General features: G+C 50.8%; 22 protein-coding genes. 5 read left to right on the top strand and 17 right to left on the bottom strand.

Going from position 1 to position 21,902, the window contains the following annotated elements:
- Positions 1 to 199 precede the first annotated feature (199 nt).
- The 4 genes from H7848_RS16200 to H7848_RS16215 form a co-directional block, all read right to left on the bottom strand.
- Entirely contained in the window at positions 200 to 520 is a 321-nt protein-coding gene (locus H7848_RS16200; protein WP_208353553.1) for a hypothetical protein, read from the bottom strand.
- Positions 521 to 527: 7 nt separating this feature from the next.
- Positions 528 to 2,423, bottom strand: a complete 1,896-nt coding sequence (locus tag H7848_RS16205; protein WP_208353555.1) for a zincin-like metallopeptidase toxin domain-containing protein — start codon at positions 2,421 to 2,423, stop codon at positions 528 to 530.
- A complete protein-coding gene (locus tag H7848_RS16210) occupies positions 2,413 to 3,537 on the bottom strand; it encodes a DUF4123 domain-containing protein (protein ID WP_208353557.1) in 1,125 nt (374 codons plus the stop codon). Before H7848_RS16210 ends, H7848_RS16205 begins: the two co-directional genes overlap by 11 nt.
- A 250-nt stretch (positions 3,538 to 3,787) precedes the next feature.
- Positions 3,788 to 4,099, bottom strand: coding sequence for a hypothetical protein (locus tag H7848_RS16215; protein WP_208353560.1), 312 nt, complete (start codon positions 4,097 to 4,099; stop codon positions 3,788 to 3,790).
- Between the two features lie 462 nt (positions 4,100 to 4,561).
- On the opposite strand from H7848_RS16215, the gene H7848_RS16220 reads away from it, so the two are divergent.
- Positions 4,562 to 6,862, top strand: coding sequence for a DUF262 domain-containing protein (locus tag H7848_RS16220; protein ID WP_208353563.1), 2,301 nt, complete (start codon positions 4,562 to 4,564; stop codon positions 6,860 to 6,862).
- A 116-nt stretch (positions 6,863 to 6,978) separates the two neighbouring features.
- Here H7848_RS16220 and H7848_RS16225 read toward each other — a convergent pair whose 3' ends face one another.
- Genes H7848_RS16225 through H7848_RS16235 form a run of 3 tightly spaced genes read right to left on the bottom strand, consistent with a single transcriptional unit; the run spans position 6,979 to position 12,092 of the window.
- Positions 6,979 to 7,818 carry a phosphoadenosine phosphosulfate reductase domain-containing protein gene (locus H7848_RS16225; protein ID WP_208353565.1) on the bottom strand — a complete coding sequence of 280 codons (840 nt, stop codon included), beginning with the start codon at positions 7,816 to 7,818 and terminating at the stop codon, positions 6,979 to 6,981.
- The gene (locus H7848_RS16230) at positions 7,811 to 11,161 is read right to left on the bottom strand and encodes a hypothetical protein (RefSeq protein WP_208353567.1); all 3,351 of its coding nucleotides are present in this window, start codon (positions 11,159 to 11,161) and stop codon (positions 7,811 to 7,813) included. Before H7848_RS16230 ends, H7848_RS16225 begins: the two co-directional genes overlap by 8 nt.
- Complete coding sequence (locus H7848_RS16235) at positions 11,151 to 12,092, bottom strand: DUF4007 family protein (RefSeq protein WP_208353569.1); 942 nt, start codon at positions 12,090 to 12,092, stop codon at positions 11,151 to 11,153. Before H7848_RS16235 ends, H7848_RS16230 begins: the two co-directional genes overlap by 11 nt.
- 126 nt (positions 12,093 to 12,218) lie before the next feature.
- Here H7848_RS16235 and H7848_RS16240 point away from each other — a divergent pair, with 126 nt between their 5' ends.
- Together H7848_RS16240 and H7848_RS16245 are read left to right on the top strand one after the other, a co-directional pair.
- Positions 12,219 to 13,361 (top strand): cysteine desulfurase family protein, encoded by a 1,143-nt coding sequence (locus tag H7848_RS16240; RefSeq protein WP_208353572.1) that lies wholly within the window; start codon positions 12,219 to 12,221, stop codon positions 13,359 to 13,361.
- A 71-nt stretch (positions 13,362 to 13,432) separates the two neighbouring features.
- Positions 13,433 to 15,460 carry a DNA phosphorothioation-associated putative methyltransferase gene (locus H7848_RS16245; RefSeq protein ID WP_208353576.1) on the top strand — a complete coding sequence of 676 codons (2,028 nt, stop codon included), beginning with the start codon at positions 13,433 to 13,435 and terminating at the stop codon, positions 15,458 to 15,460.
- A gap of 102 nt (positions 15,461 to 15,562) precedes the next feature.
- Here H7848_RS16245 and H7848_RS16250 read toward each other — a convergent pair whose 3' ends face one another.
- From H7848_RS16250 to H7848_RS16260, 3 genes are all read right to left on the bottom strand, one after another.
- Positions 15,563 to 16,030 carry a metallophosphoesterase gene (locus H7848_RS16250; RefSeq protein ID WP_237072804.1) on the bottom strand — a complete coding sequence of 156 codons (468 nt, stop codon included), beginning with the start codon at positions 16,028 to 16,030 and terminating at the stop codon, positions 15,563 to 15,565.
- A 102-nt stretch (positions 16,031 to 16,132) separates the two neighbouring features.
- Positions 16,133 to 16,456, bottom strand: coding sequence for a hypothetical protein (locus H7848_RS16255; protein WP_208353580.1), 324 nt, complete (start codon positions 16,454 to 16,456; stop codon positions 16,133 to 16,135).
- The gene (locus tag H7848_RS16260) at positions 16,453 to 16,827 is read right to left on the bottom strand and encodes a hypothetical protein (protein ID WP_208353583.1); all 375 of its coding nucleotides are present in this window, start codon (positions 16,825 to 16,827) and stop codon (positions 16,453 to 16,455) included. The genes H7848_RS16255 and H7848_RS16260 overlap by 4 nt, the downstream gene beginning before the upstream one ends.
- Before the next feature lie 20 nt (positions 16,828 to 16,847).
- On the opposite strand from H7848_RS16260, the gene H7848_RS16265 reads away from it, so the two are divergent.
- Complete coding sequence (locus H7848_RS16265; RefSeq protein WP_208353586.1) at positions 16,848 to 17,063, top strand: helix-turn-helix domain-containing protein; 216 nt, start codon at positions 16,848 to 16,850, stop codon at positions 17,061 to 17,063.
- 77 nt (positions 17,064 to 17,140) lie between these two features.
- The gene (locus H7848_RS16270) at positions 17,141 to 17,398 is read left to right on the top strand and encodes a helix-turn-helix domain-containing protein (RefSeq protein ID WP_208353588.1); all 258 of its coding nucleotides are present in this window, start codon (positions 17,141 to 17,143) and stop codon (positions 17,396 to 17,398) included.
- A 3-nt stretch (positions 17,399 to 17,401) separates the two neighbouring features.
- On the opposite strand, the gene H7848_RS16275 is transcribed toward H7848_RS16270, so the two are convergent.
- The 7 genes from H7848_RS16275 to H7848_RS16300 all read right to left on the bottom strand — a co-directional run bounded on the left by H7848_RS16275 (position 17,402) and on the right by H7848_RS16300 (position 21,891).
- Entirely contained in the window at positions 17,402 to 17,722 is a 321-nt protein-coding gene (locus H7848_RS16275) for a hypothetical protein (protein ID WP_208353590.1), read from the bottom strand.
- On the bottom strand, positions 17,719 to 18,396 hold the full coding sequence (locus H7848_RS16280; protein WP_208353592.1) for a ParA family protein: 678 nt from the start codon (positions 18,394 to 18,396) through the stop codon (positions 17,719 to 17,721). The genes H7848_RS16275 and H7848_RS16280 overlap by 4 nt, the downstream gene beginning before the upstream one ends.
- Before the next feature lie 109 nt (positions 18,397 to 18,505).
- On the bottom strand, positions 18,506 to 18,844 hold the full coding sequence (locus H7848_RS19960; RefSeq protein ID WP_237072805.1) for a hypothetical protein: 339 nt from the start codon (positions 18,842 to 18,844) through the stop codon (positions 18,506 to 18,508).
- Positions 18,845 to 19,393, bottom strand: coding sequence for a hypothetical protein (locus H7848_RS19965; RefSeq protein ID WP_237072806.1), 549 nt, complete (start codon positions 19,391 to 19,393; stop codon positions 18,845 to 18,847).
- Positions 19,394 to 20,137: 744 nt separating this feature from the next.
- A complete protein-coding gene (locus tag H7848_RS16290) occupies positions 20,138 to 20,470 on the bottom strand; it encodes a plasmid mobilization protein (protein WP_208353595.1) in 333 nt (110 codons plus the stop codon).
- Between the two features lie 208 nt (positions 20,471 to 20,678).
- Entirely contained in the window at positions 20,679 to 21,527 is an 849-nt protein-coding gene (locus H7848_RS16295) for a hypothetical protein (protein WP_208353597.1), read from the bottom strand.
- A 151-nt stretch (positions 21,528 to 21,678) separates the two neighbouring features.
- Positions 21,679 to 21,891 (bottom strand): MerR family transcriptional regulator, encoded by a 213-nt coding sequence (locus tag H7848_RS16300; protein ID WP_208353599.1) that lies wholly within the window; start codon positions 21,889 to 21,891, stop codon positions 21,679 to 21,681.
- Between the last annotated feature and the right edge of the window lie 11 nt (positions 21,892 to 21,902).

Here is a 21,902-nt window from a genome sequence, read left to right on the forward strand (position 1 = left end):
CCTTCCAAGAAACGATACACATCGCTGTCGAGAAGACGATCAAAACGCACAACCAATCGGACAGTGCTCAAACCGTCCTCAGCGTCGCAAGCGGAGGTGTCCGTCAGATCAAGTCTGAAGCTTTACACGTTAGGTTGCTTAGCTAACCCTGAAATATAATCTCCTGCGTGACCAAGTTCCGAATTCTTGTCGCAATCACCTACACTAAATTAGTCATGTCCAACTGCTTCACAACACTGTTTTCTGCGGGGTAAGATCCACCCATAGGCTCAAGTTCGATATATCTACCGTCTTCTGTCATAGCAAAGTTTCTATTTGCTGGAAAAATTGAGATCGGATTTTCTGGATTTTCATCGTGCCAAAGCTCAAAAAAGATTACTTCTTCATATCCAAAAACATTATTTAGATAGCTTTTCCTGAATTTTGAGCCAAGCAAATCGACACTTCCTACAGAAGAGTGCTTACCAAGTTCTATAAGTCGAATAGCTTCTATCAATTTCAGTATCTTTTTGTCGTCCATGCGTACCTCAATACATCTTATCGATGGCCAGTATTTCATCGTAGCTCAATGGTGCGCCTCGATAATCTCTGTATCTCCCAATTATGTCTGCTGAAAGTTCGTTGGGAAGTTTAAGACTGGATAAAGTGCCAGCTCTTCGTGCTTCACTTATAATGTAATTCCCGGCATGACCAAGCTGCAAATCATTGAATTCATTTGCGTTATCAATAATTCGATTGAATACATATTGTTCACGTTCAAATTTTGACAAACGTCCATAGGCTTCCGGTCCGAGTTCTGACCATTGTTTTGCATGACTTAGTTCATGGAAGGCTTCATAATGAGATGCATCTTGACGCAGATACAGTGTACCGGTTTTCGGATTAAAGGCCGCTGCTGCATTTGCGTTTCCAACTTTTTGTTCAAAAGCGCGCGGTGATAGGTACTCGGTTTTCGCGCCGTAGCTTTCAGCTTCTCTGGTAACGGCTCTTCTTTGTGCGGCCGTCATTGGTTTTGCGCCAAGTAACCGCTTCCGTGAGACTAAACGTACAACCATTTCATCCACAGGTGTATGTTGCAGTCTCAACAGCCATCTTGGATCAGACTCAGATCCTTTGACCAGGAATTTGCCCAAACCCGCTACTTCGACCTCGGCCCCCCGTAAGGACGGTAGCCGGGTGTATTTTGCCAATGCTCCTGCAGCCGTCTTGATTTCCTGAACAGTTACAGCCGCCGCTCTCCCCATGTTCGCGGAAACGCCTGATAGGCTGGGGGCTGTTAACCGTGTAGTAGTTCCGCTTCGCACAACCAGGGTTGTTGCCCCAACACCAACAAGTATTTGTGTCACAGCCCATCCACGGTCGGCAAGATAGGCACGTTCTTCCCCTAAAACCGTTGTACCAAGCTGACTGACAACGCGGTCCAGGCTTGTTTTATGCAGATTTCGGTCAGGAGTAGCCCACATTCGTGCGCCTGCTTCAAGCGCATTCCAGCCGGTTACGAGCAGTGCACCACCGGCAACCGCGCCCACGCCCGTCACACTGCCTCCGATTAGCAGTGTTCCACCTATGACGATTTCGGCAATTCCGATCGCCATCAAAAGCAGACCACCACCCTTCCTGAAAATAAACGCCCATAAGAATTCATCGTGCCCCAGGGCTATTTCAAGATGTCGTTTCAACCAATCTGCCGCCTGTCTGTTGGTGACGGCCCTGTTGATCTGAAAATCAGGGATCGGGTCATCAATGTCATCATCAATCCAGGTAGACGCATAGATTTTTCGGGTTTCATGGTTGATGCCCCACCAGGAACCCTGACGTCCGAGAACACGCTGCAAATGTTCTTTTCGTGCGTGAAGCTCACGAAGACGGTGCATGGCTTCGGCAGATGTTGTCCCAGGGTCCAGGCCCGGAATATTTTCATATGCTGAACCTGGAACTGGTAACATACCACCATCCCCGAATTGAGACTCAATGCTTTCCAGGTTTCTCAGGACCCATTGCTGTTCTGCGATAAGCTCGTCGATCTGTGCTAATTCACGTTCAAAGTGATCAGCAACCTGCGGAGCATCCACAAGCTCGAAAGTGTATGCAGCACCAAGATCCCCACCTTCGCTACACATAAGGAAAAGCCAGGCTGCATATTCAGGATGAAATCTAGCAAGAGAGTCCAGCAAGCCCTGCTTTGTAACAGGATCATCTGGTGAAATATGTGGGAAAACGTCTTCGCTTGTCGGCAGTGTATCGGGATCGGAAAACCCTAATTCGGTATCGATATGAGCGGCTGCTCGATCTGCTACAATGAAGTCAACTGTATGATCGCAAACACTGCAATTGGGTGGGTTGCCATCTATCAGATGGTATTCTCGCTCCCTTTCGGCCGCAATAGTGTCGGCAACTGCGCCTGGTGTTAAATCACCGCCCATTTGCAGATCCTTTTAAAGAAGATGTACGCATCAAAAGGCTGATCTCTTTGAATTTTTCGACTTCGTTAATGGCTTTGCCCAGCGTCTCAATAACTAAGGAGCGACCGTCCTGGACTTCAAATTCTGGCCCAAACAGTATATCCCATGCCACGAGAGTTTCCAAATACCGTTCTTGGTTAAAGCCGAGTTTTCTCATCCTACGAATTGAGGTCAAGACACTGTCGTGCAGGGATTTATGATCTGTTTCGACTAAACTTTGTGCAAAGTTCTTTCTTAACTTCGCTGCGATTTTCATAGCCAGATTTTCAAGCCCATATTCATGGAACGCCTTTATTTCCAAAGAGGTCAGATACTTCTGTGGCTTCACTTCATGACCTGAACTCGTCGAGTTGGGGGTGAACGAAAACAACTTGCTGTCTTCACCTACGAGAATGGCTGAGATGTTTCGAACAACCATTTTCGTTGAAAATATACGCGAAACCGCATCCGCTGATTTAGCTGTGTATGTCAAGTAATGGACTATTACTTTTGGTTCCCAGAAGCGAAAATAAAACCATTTCTCGCTGATATCTTCAACGCGCGTGAATTTTCTGAAGTGTTTCCACAGGTCGTCCAGGGTGGCGTTTGATCTTATGTAGATGCCTGGTTCTTTGTCCCAGAGGTACCAGGGTGCTGGGTTTTTGGTGTCTTGGGTGAAGAGATTTCGGGTGAAGCTGTTGCCTTCTTCGAGTTTGACGATCCAGGGGGCGACATCGCGCAGGTCGTCTTCGGCCTGGCCTTTGAACAGGCAGCGGTGCTCAAGGTCCGAGCTTGCCAGCAGTTCGGGCAGATTGGGCACTTTGGCAGCATCGAGGATGGCGTAGGTATGCAGGGTTGGGGCTACCTTTGGGTCGCCGCCGGTCACCTTAAGGTCGGCCTCCGTCGGGTCGGGCTGGCCAAAGAGCGCATCATAGAGCGCGTCTGGCATGGTTTTCTTGGGATCAACCCCAAACTGATCATCCAGCGGCTCGACGCCCTCGATTGTTTCGATGATCAGGCTAGGGCTGTCAGGGGCCGTCTGTGGGTCAGCCGCCATGTCCCACTGGTTGAAGTTTGCGCCATCGTGGTCGGTCATGGAATGGTTAAATCTTTCAACAAATCGGCCTTCTTATAGCTTCAAATGATAAGGCTATGTCAGAGCTTCAGGCATTTTTCGCAAAGCAATCCTCTACAAGTAGTCAACTCTGTTTACTTATCCCGATAAAGACGATTTTGCCAAGCGCCAAACAGCTATGGGATGAAAGTCGGGCAAGAAGTTACTTTTGAAAAGTGTTTCGGTTGATAAGCATAATAACTAAAAGTTGAATGTAGAGCGGGTGTTCTATTTATGTTCTTGTACGAAAATGCCCCCAGACCTTATCACCAACCATTTGGATCATCGCCTGAATGTCTGGTGCAAGCACTGTCAGCATCAAGGACGTGTGCTTGTTCGCGATTATCAGAAGAGTGGCTTCAAAACCGTCGAACAGATCGTCAGGAATAAAGCGCATGTTCTCAAGATCAAGTCGCTTCAGCAAAGATGATAGCGGCACAACGCCACTAGATTCGAGAAACCTCAAATACAACTTTGCCAATTTCTTGCCATAACACCCTGCGAGTTCATGTGATGTTCTGGCAAGTTTTGTGAAAATCAGCACTGAAAAGCACTGCTGACGCTTTTCATTAAGTAACTGATATATATGATTTTTATGGCGGAGACGAAGGGAGCATTTTATTTTACTTAATGGTATGAAAATAAACATTATTAATACACAAATTAAATATCATACCACATATGATACCACATCACGTTCAAGATCACACAAGCATGAGCACCCTCGCCACAGCGACTGTGAGGATGATGATAGGCGGTCGACTAGAATTGACCTCCACCTTGCGACGCCACTAGCAAACGGCTTACCTTCGACGAAGCATTCAAGCTAGTAAGTGATCGCTATCGGTGTTTTTTATGAGTTCGATCACTCCGCTCTTCGGCTTTGGTCACCCTTCAAGCCAATAAACGTTTTCAACTAGGTTTGCGGGAGGCAATTCTCAGTGACATCATGTCACTACCTGCCTAAGGTCCTCTATAATCTAAGCCAAAAGGACGGAGCCCACAGTTGCAGAAAATTGGTGAACTCTTCGAAGCGGGTGCCAGCGGTCCTTGCCAAATTGTAAGTCTCGAAAACAACAATATTGGATTTCGAATTCCAGAGTACCAACGTCCATATGATTGGTCAGCTGGAAATATTCATCGTCTGATGACTGACATGTTCTCCGGTTTTGAGCGACTTTCCCACACACAAAAGGCCAGTGCGTTCACTTTCCTCGGAACACTCATAATTGTTAGAGATCAAAAGCAGGAACCAAAATTCGGAGGGAAGTCGTATTCCATCGTAGACGGCCAGCAGAGGCTAACTACACTTACTCTTGTTGCTTGCGCAATGATTGAGCGGCTGAGAATGCTCAAGCATGAGCTTCCAAAGTTTTCGTCTGAAGTAGATGAGTGGCTCGATGTCGAGACTGACTACATCACCGCTAGCCTTGCGGACTGCGTTACAGGCGAGCAGAAAATCCGAGCAAAAGTCTACCATCCGTTTCCCAGGATCGTTCGAGCCGATGACGTTCGCGGAGACAGCGTGAAAGAAGAGACTTGGCGCTCCGCAATCGCCCGCTTCCTGACCGAATTTGGAAAGTTTGTAGATAGCACGGAGACAGAGTTCGCGATGCCTGACCTTGGCAAAACAAGGGAAGCCACAAAAATTCGAGACAATTTCCTAATGATAAGGGAATACTGCAAACATCTGAATGATGAAACGTGGTGCGCAGAGAACGACTGCCAGTTTCTGGACTCCGGTCGTTTTCAGTTTGGTGGCTTCAAACAGCTTTGGGAAAAGACACAAGACGTTCTCGAAAACGATGGATCATCCGCAATAAGCGCTATCCAGAAGGAGCCTGAAGCCCAAACTTTCTTTCGCACTTTGATGCTGGCTTCGTACTTTTGTAATTGCGTGGTAGTTACCACGGTCGTTACATCAGACGAAACTGCTGCATTTGATATCTTCGACGCGCTGAATACTACGGGAGAACCACTTACAGCACTTGAGACGTTGAAACCTCAAGTGATCGTAGCAGCGAACGAGGCCTCTGATCACAAATACGCCGGATCAGACAGCGAGATTGCCTTTAACGAAATCGACGAAATTATGGACCAGGACTACCCTGAGACAAAGCAAAAGCAAGACGAGACTAAGGACCTCATTGTTACCTTCTCGCTTTATTTAGAAGGCCGAAAGGTATCACGAGAATTAAGTTCGCAGCGAAGTGAACTGCATCAGTCCTTTAGAAAATCACAAGCGCAAAAGGATGGGCCTGCCAAGTTCATGAAGTCATTGGCAGGTGTCGCTAGATATCGAAGTGATTACTGGGTTTCTGGCAACAACGGACGAATAAACAGTTATCATCCAAATCCTGCCGAGGCAGATGAGGTTAAGCTGCTCTCTTCTTTTATCGGGGCAATGAAAACAAGCCTCGCTCTTCCTATTCTTACACGATATTGGATAGAGGCCCAAGAACGAGGTAATTTCGACGACTATGTCGGGTCGTTGAAAGCTGTAGCAGCATATTTAGCGCTAAGACGGGCAGCTACCGGTGGGACTGATGGCATAGACACTAGTTTTCGAGATGTTATGGAGGTCGGAGCATCAGCGAGGAAAATGGGCTTGTGTGCTGGCCCCACTCACGACAATGCAATCTTGCCGCTCAAAGATCTAAAAGAGGGTCTCCGAGACAAGTTGAACTCCTCGAAGGTCAAGTTCGATACCAAAGAAGAGTGGATCGGACATGTTTTGGACGTGCCGATTTATGCACATGCGAAACCACTAGCCCGCTTTATTCTTTTCGCAGCAACCCACCATACGGATACTCACCCCGCTGAATCGGGCCTCTTAACACGCACAGGGATCGCACCGAGCGATGACCGCGCCTATTTGTCATTCGATCAATGGCACAGTGAACGCTACCTCACAGTAGAACACGTCGCCCCCAATTCGGATAAGCCAGAAGGATGGGACAAAGACATCTATTCAAATGCCCGACATCGAAACACGATCGGGAACCTGGTCTTACTGCCGGTCGTGGAAAATAGTTCCATCGGCAATGCAACCTGGTCAAAGAAGAGAATTTTCTACACAGCGCTTACTGGCAAGACTGTCAAGGATCGGCAAAATGCTATGGCTCAAGCCAAACGGGACGGGATGCGCTTCAAGGAAAAGACAGAAAAGATGATTATGAACGGCGAACGCTTTTCAATGCTTGATGGCATTCCAGACGTCGAAAAATGGACAGCAAACTTCATCCAGCAAAGGTCTCGGAATTTGGCATCTTTATCATGGGATATTCTTAGAGCTTGGCTCGATTGATGAAGCGATGACTGTCGCGGCGTAGTGAGGGGATGATACACGTAGCTCCAATAGCTGCCGCTTCATCTTCGATACTACCAACACTTCGGTAGTTTAGCTGTAGTCTCGGAGAGTCCTCATTTATGACAGGCTAAACAGACTTTCTGCTGACCATAGATTTCATCAAGATCTACGGCACCTTGTTCAGGTCGCAAGGGGTCGACCTTCCTCTTCGCTTTTGCCCTTTCAACGCGCTTCTCATGATCAGCCCGAATTTGTAGAATACGTTCGGGCTTTTCCAGCTCAAGAAGTGTCTCTCCTTCACTCCATGAAAACGGTGATCCGTGTTCGAGAGCGTTTTTTTCCATCTGCTTGGCCCTCTCAAAGGCCTCAGGGTGCCGCTCTTTTAGGCCGACCCACTCAATTTTTTGCTGAAAGAAGCAAAACGTGCAGCCACTCCTAGAACGCCAATCGTAGTAAGTTGGAAGACCAAGTCCTGAGTTCTCAAGAATTTCAAAAACGCCTGCCTTGTCGATCCCATCATCTTTGAAGGGTAACTTAGTAATCAGACTGCCATTTTTCGAGTTCAGGCCTTGACGGAAATCTTCGTCCGCCCGGATCGCAACGTAGCTGTAGACCGTGAACCCTTGTTCGGTGAATTCAGATTTGACCCACTTTTCAAAAGGCTTGATCTTTAGATCCTTCGTACACCAACGCGTTTGAGCTGACGGCAGGAATTGATTATACTGGGCAAGGTAGAACTTAAAGTCACGGCCTGGATCTAAGTACCTAATCTTCTTGCCAAGAAAGCCTTCAAGCATTGCTAGGTACTCATAGACTTCTTCCAGTTCTTCGCCTGTGTCAGTGAAGAAATACTCAATATCTAGTTCGGGGTGAGTCTGGCTCATGTAGATTGCGAGGGCAGAACTGTCTTTGCCCCCAGACAAGCCTAAAACATGTTTAACTTTGTCAGCCATCCACTTCCTCACTTGCGCCTGGTTGTTTGATCCTCGCAGCGCCGACTTTCGCTAGCGCAGCCAGGATCACGTTTCTACCGGTGCCTTCCGCAGCCTGCTGCAAAACTTCTTCAATCTTTATTGTAAGGTTGTTCACTGCCTCATCGTCGGAATCCAAGACATCAAATTCCTCCATCACAGGCGTGGGCCGATCATCAACGCTGACAATTAACGCCATTGCAGAGCGTTTGTCCTTCCGTCCGGCCACGCGCGCGACAGACTCATGTTGGTTGAACTGTTGCGCCAGCAAGGTGAGTTGAACAATTGCCCGGTCTATGTCGCTATCGATCCAAGCTTTAGCAGGCTTATTGATTCCCAACCCCGCGAGTGCTTCCATCGACTGCAAGTCATCTCCGAAGCTTGTTAGTTGAGTGATGAAAGATCGAAGTCGCAAGTCACCGGCAACATCTCGGATATTTTTCGCGCGCTCATTCAGCTCTCGGTAAGCTTTCGCAGTGCGCCCATGAACTTGTAATTCATCTAGAATGTGTTCGCGCATTCTTGTTAGCATCGCAGGGTAAGCCGCACGAATTTCGATGAGTCCCTCCTTGATGTTTTGAGCGATCTCAGAGACTCCTTGATCTGAGAGAATGTCGATGTCCTGTCCGTAAAGGCCAGGAATGTCATCAAAGGCAAATTTTTGCGGGTCATTAGAACGCTTGAAGAGCGCTCTGACTTTTTTTGCGTGCTCAGGAAGACGTGCGGTTCGTTGAACCCAAGGTGCGGAAGTTTCGTAAGCCGCAATAAGCGCGCGTCCAACTTCTAGCGGGCTTAACGTTAAGATTGGTTTGTCCACAACTTCGCCGACCGCATTTGCCAGCTCAGTAAGCAGCCTCTTGGTCGTTCGGTTCATTTCGATCCAGCGTAGCTGGATCATTTGCGGCGCTCTCAGAACATAGTCCACATCAACATCCGAGATAGTCGCTAGGAAAATACCCTCCCGGTAGTGTGACAGGTTCCGGCGCTCAGCTAGCATGAACAACACTGCCAAAAATGGCATTAGACCGTCCTTCAACCCAAACGGAGGTGCCCGCCATAGATCATAAACATCGGTAAGCTGTACATTGCGGCTGCCCCGCCTTTTCAAGAAACTTTTCGTTGCTTTCCAAATAGGTATCAGATTTGCGGGGTCATCTCCTGAAGGTGGTACAAACTGCCAGTCGTTACCTTCCTTAACGTATAGCTTGTTGGCTTCAACGAGCGATACGAACAGAGCTTTTTCCGCAGGGAACTTTTCAAACCCAAGCCCCGGAGTGCCTTCTTTAAGGACGGCAGCATGCAGTAACAGCTTGAGCGCTGAATTGGCCGATGCCGATGGCTTAGTGCGGTTCAGCAGCTCGTTGTTTAGCTTGGGCGATTGCGAAAACCGACGATCTGCCATTTCTGACGCCAAAACTGTGAGGTTACTGCGTGCGGAAATCGGGAGGTCATCAATTCCAGTTTCCCATTCTGCGCTTGCGATCAATTGCCAGACCTCATGCTCAATCCGGCCCCCAATCGCCTCGATACGATCGTTGAGCTCTCTTCGCGCGATTTTGTCTCGATGAATTTCAGGATTTGATACCAAGATGTCCTTCAAAGCGGAGTGCTCTCGTGCGAGAGCCACAAGGTTCTTCGATTTTTCAGACCTCGCAACCGCAAAATCGGCCCCCCATCCATACTCACCAAAATCCTCAACAATGCTTGGCGTCCCATCGTCCAGTGAGACGATGAATGCGCCAAAGCATCCATTTGTAGGTGCAAAGCTAGTTACAAAGTTCTCGACTTGGCTTTCGAGCATTACCCTGAGTTCGCACCAGCGCAGCGCCCCAGTTTCACGGTAGTGCCGTTTCGCGACTATATTGGGTGAAGATAAAGCGTTAGAGATTGAGCTGAGATCGAAGTCTAATCTCTCTCTCAATGCGTCACCCAACGCCGCTTCAATGTCAAAGTCGCTCCCGTCAAAGAGGGAGTAGGTGCCCCTGAACTTTCGAAAAACAACAATCGACGCCGCCTCAAGTTTTGACAAAACTTCCTCTACCGCAGCAACGGTTTGGTTTGTTGAAAGGCAAAGTGCGCCAAGCGTCGCACCTAATCCAGTTTGCTTTTGCGTCAGCTCTAAAATGGCTAGCGACTTTAGCAGTTGCACACCGAGTTCGCCTCCATCTTTCGTTTCCCAACGCGCGATTGCATCCCTTGCATTTGCAAAGTGGTGGCTGTCTAAAGACACGGCGATTGCGGCTTGTAGATTGAAATCGAGATAATCCCAAAAATCAGCCAATCCGTAGTCTTTCGCATCTTCGATGCTTGCCTTTTCAAGGTAGTCCTGAAATCCAAACAGCTCGGAAGACCCTAAGAAACTGAAGATGCTACGCTGATTTTGCCCATAACTCCGGCGAGATGCAGGCCCGAGCACCAAGGTCACAAGCGGATTGAGAGGCCATGCGCTCGTAAGCAACTCTTTCGAAACGGCGGACGCGCCGCGTCGAGCGTCGGCAAGAAGTTCCACAGCAGCTTCTGCGTTCTGGCTAGCATAATCCGGCTGATCTGTGGCAATAATCGCTTTGCTCACCAGTTCCATCTGCTCATCGCCAGATACGTTTACCGGAATGTCGATAAAGCGACCCTGGATCTTCCCCCACTCATCTTTGATATCGCGCGCTAAGCGGCTGGCATATTCTTGGAATGCCTGATGAAGTATACCCACGACGATGAGGCGGCCTCCGCTTCTCGAGGCTGCTTCACCTAGCAGTTGGAAGAAATATGCATCTCCTGATGAGGATGCGGCGTGCTCAAGCAACTTCCCCATTTCATCCACAAAGAGGACTAATCCTCCAGAGCTTTCCCTGTCCTCGGAAGCCAAATACTGCAAGTAATCAATGACTTTTTCAGGCGTATCAAACTTCCTTTGGCGTGCCGCAAGTCCTGCATCCTTGATACAATCACCGATCAACTGGAAGGGTTCCATGCCGCGCCCAACGACCGACACACACTTCCAACCATCGCGCTTTGGAGGGAGTAACTTCCATAGCTCCTTTGCAAACTCCGGATCAGTTTTGCTCGCAGCCGTCCCGCGTTCCTTCTTACTACCACTCAACAACGCCGAGAGCGCTAAAGCGAGGCTCGACTTCCCGCTCCCATATGGACCAGTCCAAGTGAAGGCACCTTGCCCGCTCTCAGATTGTTGGCGTGAAAAGTTATTGAGTATTTCTCGTACAGATGATGAGAAAACAAAGCCCTCTAGGGCTTCATTGCGGTCATCTTGATCAATTCGAATAGATCGCAAGAAGCGTCCATTCACCGAGACAACGTCGTTAAGCGGCATATGAACCTCTCAACGTAGAAATTTCTGAGGACCACAGGCTGTCTGCAAAATCTTGCGGAAACTCTCCTTGTCTAAGCAGCTGCTTCAATCCAGCTGTCTCAGACCAAGAAATTAAACCGTCGGTGATGTCAGCCACTTCGGCCAACCTATCAATCAGCTCCCATTCCTCCAGCACAAACACTCTTCCGGGAGATCCGGGCTCTAGTAGCATCGACTGCACGCTAAGTGTGTTTGCGGATGACGTTCGCTCCCAAAAATCGCACACCGCATAGAGGAAAACACCGTTAGACAGGCTCGGTTTCCGCCCCAAGTTCATACCGAACCTTCCATTGGAGCGCCGCCGGATCAAACCCAGCTCAGTCAGTGGGGAATTGAATGCCTCTTCGTTTGGACCACGCTTTGGGACGCTAGGCACGTAGTTAGCCAACAAGACGCCTATATCGCTTGTTAACGTCTTTTCCGTTGGCGCCTTCCAACCACGCTGATCAATAAATTCTTGCAACTTTCGCAGAACCGTGTCGCGGTCAAAGTTCTGCTCATTGAAAATATTGAACAACCAGTATGTGGCTGTGTGCCTTGGATTAGAAGCAATGTCCCAGTGGATTTTCCAGAGCGATGAAGCGTTTTCAAGGTAAGGATCGACACCATTGGGACCAAGTAACAGCTGACCAAACTCGGTCGTTGTCACATCCTTCCCATCGGTTGCGAGTATACCTGCGACTTGTGCCCAAAACCGGATTGCAGCCACCATGTTTTTGCCAACGCCAAAATGAGCAATTGCAGCACTCTCCGAGAAAATTCTGTTATTATTCGTTCCGCTAGCATCAACAGCTGCAAACGCCTTTTCCAACCAACCGTAGCGCAACGGAAAGGTCTCGTGGCCGGAGAACTGCGGCTTGTAGCCCTGTGTAAATGTTGTTTGCTTTTTCATATTGCCGCTACCCCGCTTAGGAGCTGTTATAGCGACCTTCCAAGCTGATGGTCAACGGCGTCCTGGTGCTTGACCCCAGGATCAAGCTCGGTCTAGACGTAACCTTCGATTTGGCAGGAAAATCCTTTGACCATATACCTTGATCATCAAGCAAGCACCCCGATGCTGCCAACAGTTCAGGCTGCAATGCAGCCGTTTTGGACTGAGTTCCACGGCAACCCGCACTCCTCTGAACATTCCGTAGGGTGGTCCGCGAATAAGGCTACCGAGACTTCGAGGGCCAAAGTGGCCAACCTCCTTGGAGTCGATCCGGATGAGATCATTTTTACATCCGGCGCTACAGAGGCGAACAATCTTGCCATCAGAGGTCTAAGCACTCCGGAGCAACGGCAAAGACAGCGCACGACAATCCTTGTTTCAGCGACAGAGCATAAGTGCGTCTTGGAAAGTGCCGCATATGTAGCTCAGACAACGGGATGTGCGGTACGAGAGATTCCTGTCAACGGGAAAGGTCATGTCGACCTCGACAAACTGCGAGACATGCTAAGCGATGATGTTCTCTTGGTAAGCGTGGCATTGGTCAACAATGAGATTGGGACCATCCAAGATCTCGCTTCTATATCAACGCTTTGTCGCGATACAGGCGCATTGCTCCACTCCGACTTCGCGCAGGCACCAAGCGCAGTCAGCCCCCAAAAATATGCAGATATGGCTGACATGATTAGTCTGTCGGGGCATAAATTTGGTGGGCCAATGGGTATTGGGGCGCTCTATGTGAGCCGAGAGCTGAAGGACCGGATTGAACCTCTGTTTCACGGAGGTGGACAAGAGGGCGGGCTTCGGTCCGGCACACTGCCGCTTCCCTTGTGTGTTGGTCTTGGCTCAGCGGCGGAGTTCCATTCCTCTGAAGACGGAGCTGCGTTGAGAGCGCGGGTCGCAGGTCTAAGAAATCTCTTCGTGGACAAACTGCGATCGAACCGCGACCATATTGGGTTGAATGGAGATAAGCTTTGCTCCCGTCATCCTAGCAATGCGAATCTAAGGTTCGAAGGACGCGATGCGGGAGAAATGCTCCAACGACTACAACCCATCGTGTCAGCTTCTACGGGTTCGGCCTGCTCTTCGGGAATTTCGGAGCCAAGCTACGTCCTCCGTGCAATCGGGCTCACATCGGATGAAGCGCAAGCCTCCATACGCTTTAGTTTTGGGCACACCAATACATCAGATGAAGTTCTAGAAGCCGCAGAGGCCATCATAGCAGTACTCTAGATCGACCGCCCCTCGGTCAGGTAGGATGTTTCAAAAGAACCTTTAGAAAGATCCAACCCGAGGGGTGAAACTTGCAAAACGATAAGCCTCTCAAAAATGCGGTTGGAAAAAAGGTAGGCCAGGCGATCTACGTGCACCGTAGCGCGGTCGATCACCTTCAGACGAGCGCAAAGGATAACCTGAGCCTTGCACTGCAAAGAGTTCCGGAAGATTTCCAATGGTCAGTGTTGAAGGTCTCGGGGCGAAACGACCAGACCTTCTCGTTCTTGGACTATCAAGACTTCAGCACCGTGGCTTTTCCAGAGCTGCGGGCAAGCCTACTCGTCAACCTCTCGGAACAAGGCGCAAAACTGAGAAAATACTCTGACGCAAACCCACCCATTCTCCACAGAAAGGAGCTACTCCTAGCCCCGGATCATCCGCAAAGAGATGAATTTGCAAAGCTGACGCAGTTCTTAGAGTGCAAGGGGCTCTTTAAGAACATGTCAAACAAGGGAACGCGGCGGATTTGGATGAAGACATTGGCTGAAGCCGGATTGACCGTCAAAGGTCCACACATCGTGCAGATCGATTTGATCTCAGAAGAGTCCGCCAAGAAATCCGCCGAGGACATGAATGGCCCAGAGAAAAACACTGTTGAGCGCCACAAAACGGCGATCACGCGAGCCGCGCTCTCAGCGCCAATGTACCTGTTGTTTACAGGTGGTCTGATCCGTCGCGATAGAACCATTTTGGACTATGGGTGCGGTCAAGGTGATGACATCCGAGCCCTACAGTCTGATGGCTATACCGTCGAAGGTTGGGATCCCCACTATCGACCAGATCCTAGTGCTCTGAAAAAGAGCCAGATCACCAATCTTGGATTTGTCCTCAACGTAATCGAAGACCCTGAAGAGCGGGCAGAGGCACTTAGGCGCGCCTTCAGCCTAACGGAGCTCTGCTTGGCTGTATCCGTCATGTTGTACGGCAAGGCTGACCTGAGTGGCGTGCGGCCCTACCGCGACGGATACTTGACGTCCCGACAGACATTTCAAAAGTACTATACCCAAGCAGAACTTAGAGACTTCGTCGGCAGCGTTTTGAATGTCGAGCCCATAGCCGTAGGCCAAGGTATATTTTTGGTATTTCGGGACGAGTTAGAAGAGCAAAGATATCTTCTAAGGCGTCAAATTGGCTTCAGGGGTCGCGAACACCGAGCCGTTCCAAAACCAAGCGCGCCGCAGAAACCCACCCCAAAGGAGTCCACCGGAAAGCTCAGCAAAACAATCATCCAAGACTTGGCCGCAGAGATCAGGGCCTATGGCCGTCAGCTCGACACCTCAGAACTCCCAAAAAGCCTCATGACAAGGCTTTCACGGTCAAAACAAGGCCTTCAGTATGCGGCAAGTCTTGCAATTGCGGACATAGGTCATGAAGAACTTGAAAAAATCGTCGCCGCAAGAACGGAAGAACTAAGCCTCCACTTTGCAATGCACGCATTCTCGCAAAGAAGATCTTATAGTTCATTTCCTCCTGAGCTGAGGCGCGACATTCGGGCTTTCTTTGGCAGTCACAAAAAAGCAACGGAAGCCGGACAATCGCTCCTCTATTCGATCGGCAATCAGAACCTTCTCTTAGAAGATGCAGTCACGGCAGCTGCTGCTGGGATTGGACACCTAGAACAGGGTAGATTTCAATTTCCCGCTAATAGGCGACAACAGCTGTCTGTCAGGCTTCGAGGGTTCGTGGCACTCGCTGAGAGACTAGCCGGTGATCTGTCCGAAGCAACCTTGCTGAAAATACACATCACGAGCCGCAAGCTGACTGCGCTTAGTTATGCCGATTTTGAGACGTCTTTTTTGCCGCGCCTGATGAACCGGGTTAAAGTTGAGTTCGACACGTTCAATGTGTCTGCGATTGACCATTTCACAACCAACGATGTGCGTCTTCTTTATCTGAAGTCCCGTTACATGGCCTCCGATCACCCTATGAGAAATGCCCAAATCGCGTTCGATCGTAAAGTTCAAGCTCTTGCTTCGCTGAATTTTGCGAATGAAGGACCTAGCTTTCGTGATTTCGCAGGAGCCCTAACGAAAGCGGGCGTAAAAATTCCAAGTTGATCAGAGGCAAGTGAGAACATTAAGTTCTTTGATCTCATGACGCCCTGTGTCGACGTGGCACAGAAGATGGAAGCTGCTACTCGAACTTGAAGACTTAAGCCATTACGAGCGCTCAACATCACCCCAGTGTTTGTTGACCGGCATTTGCTTAGCAAGCCGCTCCACCTGTCGGAAATCAACCGGCATGAACTCCCACTGATCCACTCCAACATTCACAGCGTTTCGGGTGCCTTTCCAACGGTCATGCACGTGACCAAACAGGTGCAGCGAGCCTTTCCTAGCCCCGTTCCAGGTGATCATCGGAAAATGGCACAGCGTATGCGCTAGGCCATCCTTACCGTCCTTGACCTGAGCGATGTCGGACACGCTGTCCCACGGCAAAGCCTGCGTTAACTCCAGGTCGTGGTTTCCCACAACAAGGTGCTTTCGCGCGCCAGGCAGCTGCCCAAATAGGCCTTCAAGATAGCTCGCATCTTTTGCCTTTGGCCCATGCGCGAAATCGCCAACGATCCAAAGATCGTCATCCGGCTGCACGACCTTCCACATATTTTCGATTAGGACCGCTTCCATGTGCCCAGCATCGCGAAACGGGCGGTTGCATAGTGCAATCACCTTCTCATGCCCAAAATGGGTGTCCGCCGTGTACCAGTGCGCCATCCCGCGCGTCCTTCGCTATTGATTTCGGAACCATTGCTGCTCGCCCTTGGCCCATTTGCCATAGAGAGCGCCCAAGGCAAAGCCAAAGGCGGAGACGATCAACCCGATCCACCAGTCGCCCGCTCCGGCAAACATCGCCCCAAGCATGAAAACCGCGCCGACGAAACCAAGCGCGTGGAACACGATGGAGCGGGCCTTGACCTGATGCGGTTGTTTCACGCCATCAGCGCGCCCGTTGATTAGGATACCCTTGTAGGCCTGGCATCCAGAACAGGCGATCGCATCTTCGGGCAACTCAGTTTGGCAGAATGGGCAGGTTTGCCAGTGCTCACTGGTCATTTGCGCGCTCCCGCGTTTGCGTGCATCGGGTCTGCGAGCATCTCCTTTGCCTTGTCGTGAAAATGAGGGTGAAGCAGGCACATCTGCTCAATGCGCTTTGCTTGCTTCAGGTTCGCATGACCGCCTTCTTCCCGCTTTTGGAACGCGGCCAGCATGAAGCCCAGTAGGTGGTCGAATTTGCTGATATGACGCAGCGCATACTCCACGCTCACGTCGCTCGCTTTCAGTCGAAGGGTTTTGTGTAGATGTGGATCGAGATTGAGGTCCGGATGCTTGCCAGTTGTCTCAATCATGTGCTGCTCGAATAGATTCATGGTCAATTCCTCAGTGATCCCCAAAATGATACGATAAATCCGTGGACGATTGAACATCTTTTCCGCCCGATGCTCGGATGGAGAAAAGCTTCACGATCAAGGACTTCGGCAACCGCCTGAGAGAACTGCGCAAACAGCGCGGGTATTCTCAGGAAGGGTTTGCCCATGCCGTCGATCTTGACCGCACATATATCGGCGGGATTGAGCGGGGAGAGCGTAACCCCGGCCTCAAAGTGGTCCTCAAAATCGCGGATGCTCTTGAGATTGAAGCTTCCGAGCTGTTTCAAAAGTAGTCCCCCATCAATGACTATAGTAAAAATATGACTATAGTCATTGGAGTGCGAGAACAAGCTCCCCGATACCCTTGGGGATGGAACGTGTTAACGAAAACCTGGTCCGCGAATTCGCGAAGCTGCTGAAACAGCGCAGAAAAATGGCGGGATTGTCTCAGGAAGAGCTGGCCTTTCGAGCCGATTTGTCGGTCAGCTACATCTCTTTGCTAGAGACCAGCAATCGGCAACCAACGCTGACCGTCCTGCATGCCTTGTGCGAACAGCTTGATGTAAGTCTGGTTGATTTTTTCCAACAGCTTGAAGATTGTTTGGCTGGAGCAGACCGGAAAATCTGAAAGCTAGCGCTTCTGCTTATCCAGCAGTTCAACCGCATACTCCAGTGTTTCCCCAAGCCCCCAGCCGTGTTCGTCAGCAATGCGGCAATAAGCTTCAATCGTCTCTGGTTTCGCTTTGATGTTGAGCTGCGCGTTCCGCCCAGTGCGTCGTCGCCGCAGAGGTTTTTGCTGATGTCCTTCACGAATGAAACCGGTTTGCGCTGCAGCGCCCCGTGCAGCCTCAGTCTGCTCTTTGAGATCAGCGCCAACGGCATCTGCGAATCCGATCCCACTCAGGTCGTCCAGTTCATCCGAAAATCCGATCTTCGCACGCGCTTTGGTCAAACTATCTCCTCCTTCTTTAGCAAACTCCGCACCACCTCCCCTGCAAACTGGCGAGCATTTTCCTTCGCTTTGTCCAAGTTGCTTACCAAGTCAGGGTCCAAATCGGACAACCCGCCACCAAAGTCGAACAAGTCCCTAAACGCAGCGCGCTCAACAATTGCCGTTTCCAACACGTCGACACTAGCCTCTGAGAGCTGTTGTCTGACGTTTTTCATAGATCGGGTTAGGATCGCAGCGTTGGTGCGCGTGAAAACCACTGAATGTTGGATGGGGCGGCGCAGCATGACAGATTGGTTTTTTATCAACTTCAACGTCTTTGCAGCGCCTTTCGCATCCATCGTGGAGGCCTGCAAAGGGATCAAAACGAAATCAGACATCCCGACCGCTTGAGCGACAAGCAAACTCGCCGTTCCCTCGAGATCAACGATAACGAACTGGGCCCTCTGCGCCGCCTCTGCAATCGCTTCAACAATCTGTTCTGAACTGGTACAAGAGGTGACCGATAGCCCTTTCGGTTCGGGACCCAATTCGGCCCACTGCCTGATCCACTGTTCCGGGTCGGCGTCTATGACCTCCACCGTTCCACCGTTCTCGGCAAGTTGAGTAGCCAAAATCAAGGCGCTTGTGCTTTTGCCCGCCCCGCCTTTTGGATTGGCAAATGAGATAACCGGCATTTTCAGAACTTTCCGAGTAGCTGTATGGCAACTGGTAGCTATCTGGTAGCTAGCAGTTCGTTTTGGTTTCACGGTGATGGCCAGGTCGGGCGATGACCGGTTGGTTCGGCTATGTCTCGCCGTTTATCCAGCGATATGCCTTGCGAAGTCGGCTCTGTGCGTCTTGAAGCTGGTCGATCTGGGCGTCCGAGATTTTCTCCGCTGTCCTTGCGTTCTCGCCACCATCTGTGAAGGCTTGCCACGAAGACATCAAAGCCTCCTGTGAGTCTGCCAAAACTGACACGCAGAAGATCATATCCCGCGACACAAGCTTGGTCTGCTCCGTCAACTTTCGTTCCAACACGATCAGTGCGCTTTCGGACGCTTTCAGTTGCTGCGTTGAGGCTTCGCAGGCACGCGTCAGCTCTTCGACGTAGGTCAGCAATTCTTGCTCGAGCGGCGTCAGCATTTAAGAGGCCTCCCCTTGTAAGGTTGCGCAAAGCAAAGTCGGTTTCGAACCGATGCCGCCACTCGGAATATGGACTAAGAAATCTGTTGTTTGGGTCGTGCTTTGTCCACCAGGGGAACTCAACGCCGAGCTCCGTTGCAGTGTTAGGTCGTCGGGCGTCTTCATAGCCCAAGACAGTATGATCGCCGTCGCCAATAGGCTGCCGACCATCGCCGAGATCGCGGCTATCACCATCGGCAACGCGATCAACGTCACGCTCCCCCGCAACCAATCCATCCTTGCTTCGTGGACCGTCTCGCTCGCCTCCGCTGCCTTTTCCGCCCAAACCGCGTTCTGTTTGGCGACCGCTGCCACTTTCTGGTCCATCGATGTCGCGAACTGATCGATAGCGTTCTCTATTGTAAGTTGCGCGCTTTTCACACGCTTTTCGATATCGGCGGTGTAGGTCTTCAGCGCTGCATCGAGCGAGGCGCTTTCCTGATCCACCGCCTGCTGCGCTTTCTGCTGCAACCTCGCGGTCAATCTGTTTCTCGATCGTCCAGTCTTCATGAAAAAACGTCCCCTTCAGGCGCATCCGTTCCCCTGTTTTGGGGTCCAATGCGGTTATGTACTTTTGCCCGGCGCGCGGCACTTCGAACCCTTGCTCCTGGAGAGCAGCGACCATCGAAGCCCGATCTGAGATCAATCCATCGGCGATGCGGTCAGTGATCCAATCGTGCAGCTGCTCGCGCGTTTTTGCTCTATTGGTAGCCTCTACAATGGGTTTAGCCTCGGACGCCCGTTCAGGATCCTCCGGGTCGGCCCAGCCATGTGTCTTGTTGAGGTGATCTCTCAGAGCATCAAAAGCCTGCTGATAGCCGGGCGGGGCGATGTTTAGGCTCTTCCCGGTTCGCAACTCTTGGCGCACCGTGCAGAAGTGCAACTCGACGCGATCCTCATGCTGATGACGCACCCAAAGACAGTCGTATTGGCCGCGTTCGAGACCTGCAAAGGCCAAGGCCTCGAACGCATCCATCGCAGCGTTTTGGTCGTCTTCACTCGGTGCATCATCGCGAGTGAAAGACATAACACCGGATCGGTAGGACCATTTGTGCCGACAAGTGTCGATTAGGATGCTGGTGTTGCTGGGATCGCCGCGTAACACCGTTGGCTTGGGATTACGTGCGACCATGACAGGTTCGCCGTCCGCATCGCGAACGACGTCTCGATTCTCATCGTACTGGCGCACCTCATCAGCGATCAGGTACCCAACCGGCCCCAAGCCGCCACCAGTGCCGGATGGGAAAAACTGGATCAACATATCCGCTCAAACTTAGAAATGTCCAACTGAGCAGAGTTTAGCCCGCGCCGAAGTTCGATCAGTGCAGCGACAATACCTAGACCCACTTTTTGATCCAACTGTCCAGCTTCCGTCGCAGTTTTCACATCATGCGCGATGCCTTCGAGAACGATGCAGCAAGTCGCGATTTGCCGAATTTGTAGCTGCGAGACGCGGGGAACAGACTTACGGCGATGCGATGTCACAAGTCCCAATTGCTCTCGCAGCAATGCTGAGACGGGAATGCCCTCAGCCTCAGCTTTCTCCTTGATCTCGATCTTTTCGGCCTTCGTGCATCGAATATCCATCTTCTCAGTCAGCGCATTCTCAGCACGGCGAAGCCGTGGGTTGGGGTTGGAAGGGGAGGCTTGCCGCCCCTCCCAAGGTCCCGAGTCGCCAGACACGGGTCGCCTTGCTCTAGACTTGGAGTGCGTCATGAAGAAAATCCTGGTGCCGAACAGCCGACTTTAACCAAGCGATGAGGTCTCTTGCTTCGCTTGAAATTCCGCAAAACCGTCATGGCGCAACCCCGTTAGCGGACAAAGCCAACTCGCTCTTGAGGGTTGATGCCCGTGGCCCACTGTTGCCTATATCTGAGAGGACTGAACTCGTGGTCCCCGAGTAAGCTTTTTTCTTTTCTTCATCTTCTCTTTTCTTCTCGTTCCCAAGCCCCTGCGGAGGGTTTCCATAGCCCCGAGCAAGGGCTTCCAAAGGGTCTTCGCCGATCACAAGTCCAAAGCTCTCTGCGGCTTCTCTGCTCAAACCGGTGCGGGTGTGGACTAGCCATTCATACTCAGTTTGAAGTTCTTGTCCGTTCTCAGCAAATTCAGCGAGTAAGGAACTTTCGAAACCATGTAGGTTATCGGCGCAATGGCGGACCAGCATCTCAAGATGACCAACGTAATCTGCATGATGTCGCTTTTGTGCTTCAGTCACTCGAGGCAACACTCGAGCATGTTTGTAGCTTGCGACAATCAAATCTGAGGCGGAGCCAGACGTCAGAATATCTGTGGGCAAAGAGCCATCGAGATATGGCGCTGACCTAGATTTCAAGACGTTCAAACTATCTGGGAAGTACTTGAGTCGGTACCAGCCGACCAGTCGCACAAATCCTGTGATCTCGTTGAATTCGATAAGGCCAACATTCGCGAGCTGCCCAAATATCTGCCTGGTTTCCTCTGAACTGTTCCCCAGATCATGACTGAGATACGGGAGCGGGTAGCGAAACAGCCCAGGATAGTCCGTGTGTTCGCACGCCCAAAGCATCCGGTAGACCAGCTGGGCATTCAAATCGCCCCTGAGCTTTAGCCATTTCGGGTCTCGCAGCACTTTGAGCGGGAACATTGTGAAATCCATCTTTGCCATGAACATGACTCCTCTGCGCGAAGAAAACTTCAGCGTGATTGCAGACCTTTCTCAGGCTGCCGGTTCTTCTTGATTTGAAGCAGAGGATCGACTATTCAGAAGCTGCTAAACACGATATGACGAAGCCCTGCCGTTGGTGGGGTTTTGTTTTTTATTGCGCACCCATCTCCGTCTCAACGACCGTGTGCTCGACCCATGCGTTCAGGTCCACGCCCCGGTATTTCACGCGCCTTCCCCATTTTAGGAATGTAGGCCCGACCCGACGGTGCCGCCATTGTGCGCGCTTACTTTTGGGAGCGATCAGGTCAAGTTCTTCATCGGCATCGTCGTATACACGGGAGCTGTCGAAAATCGGTTCACTCATCGAGTTTCCTT

The sequence above is a fragment of the Pseudaestuariivita rosea genome, from assembly GCF_017592335.1.
In the GTDB taxonomy this organism is placed as follows: Bacteria; Pseudomonadota; Alphaproteobacteria; order Rhodobacterales; family Rhodobacteraceae; genus Parasulfitobacter; species Parasulfitobacter rosea.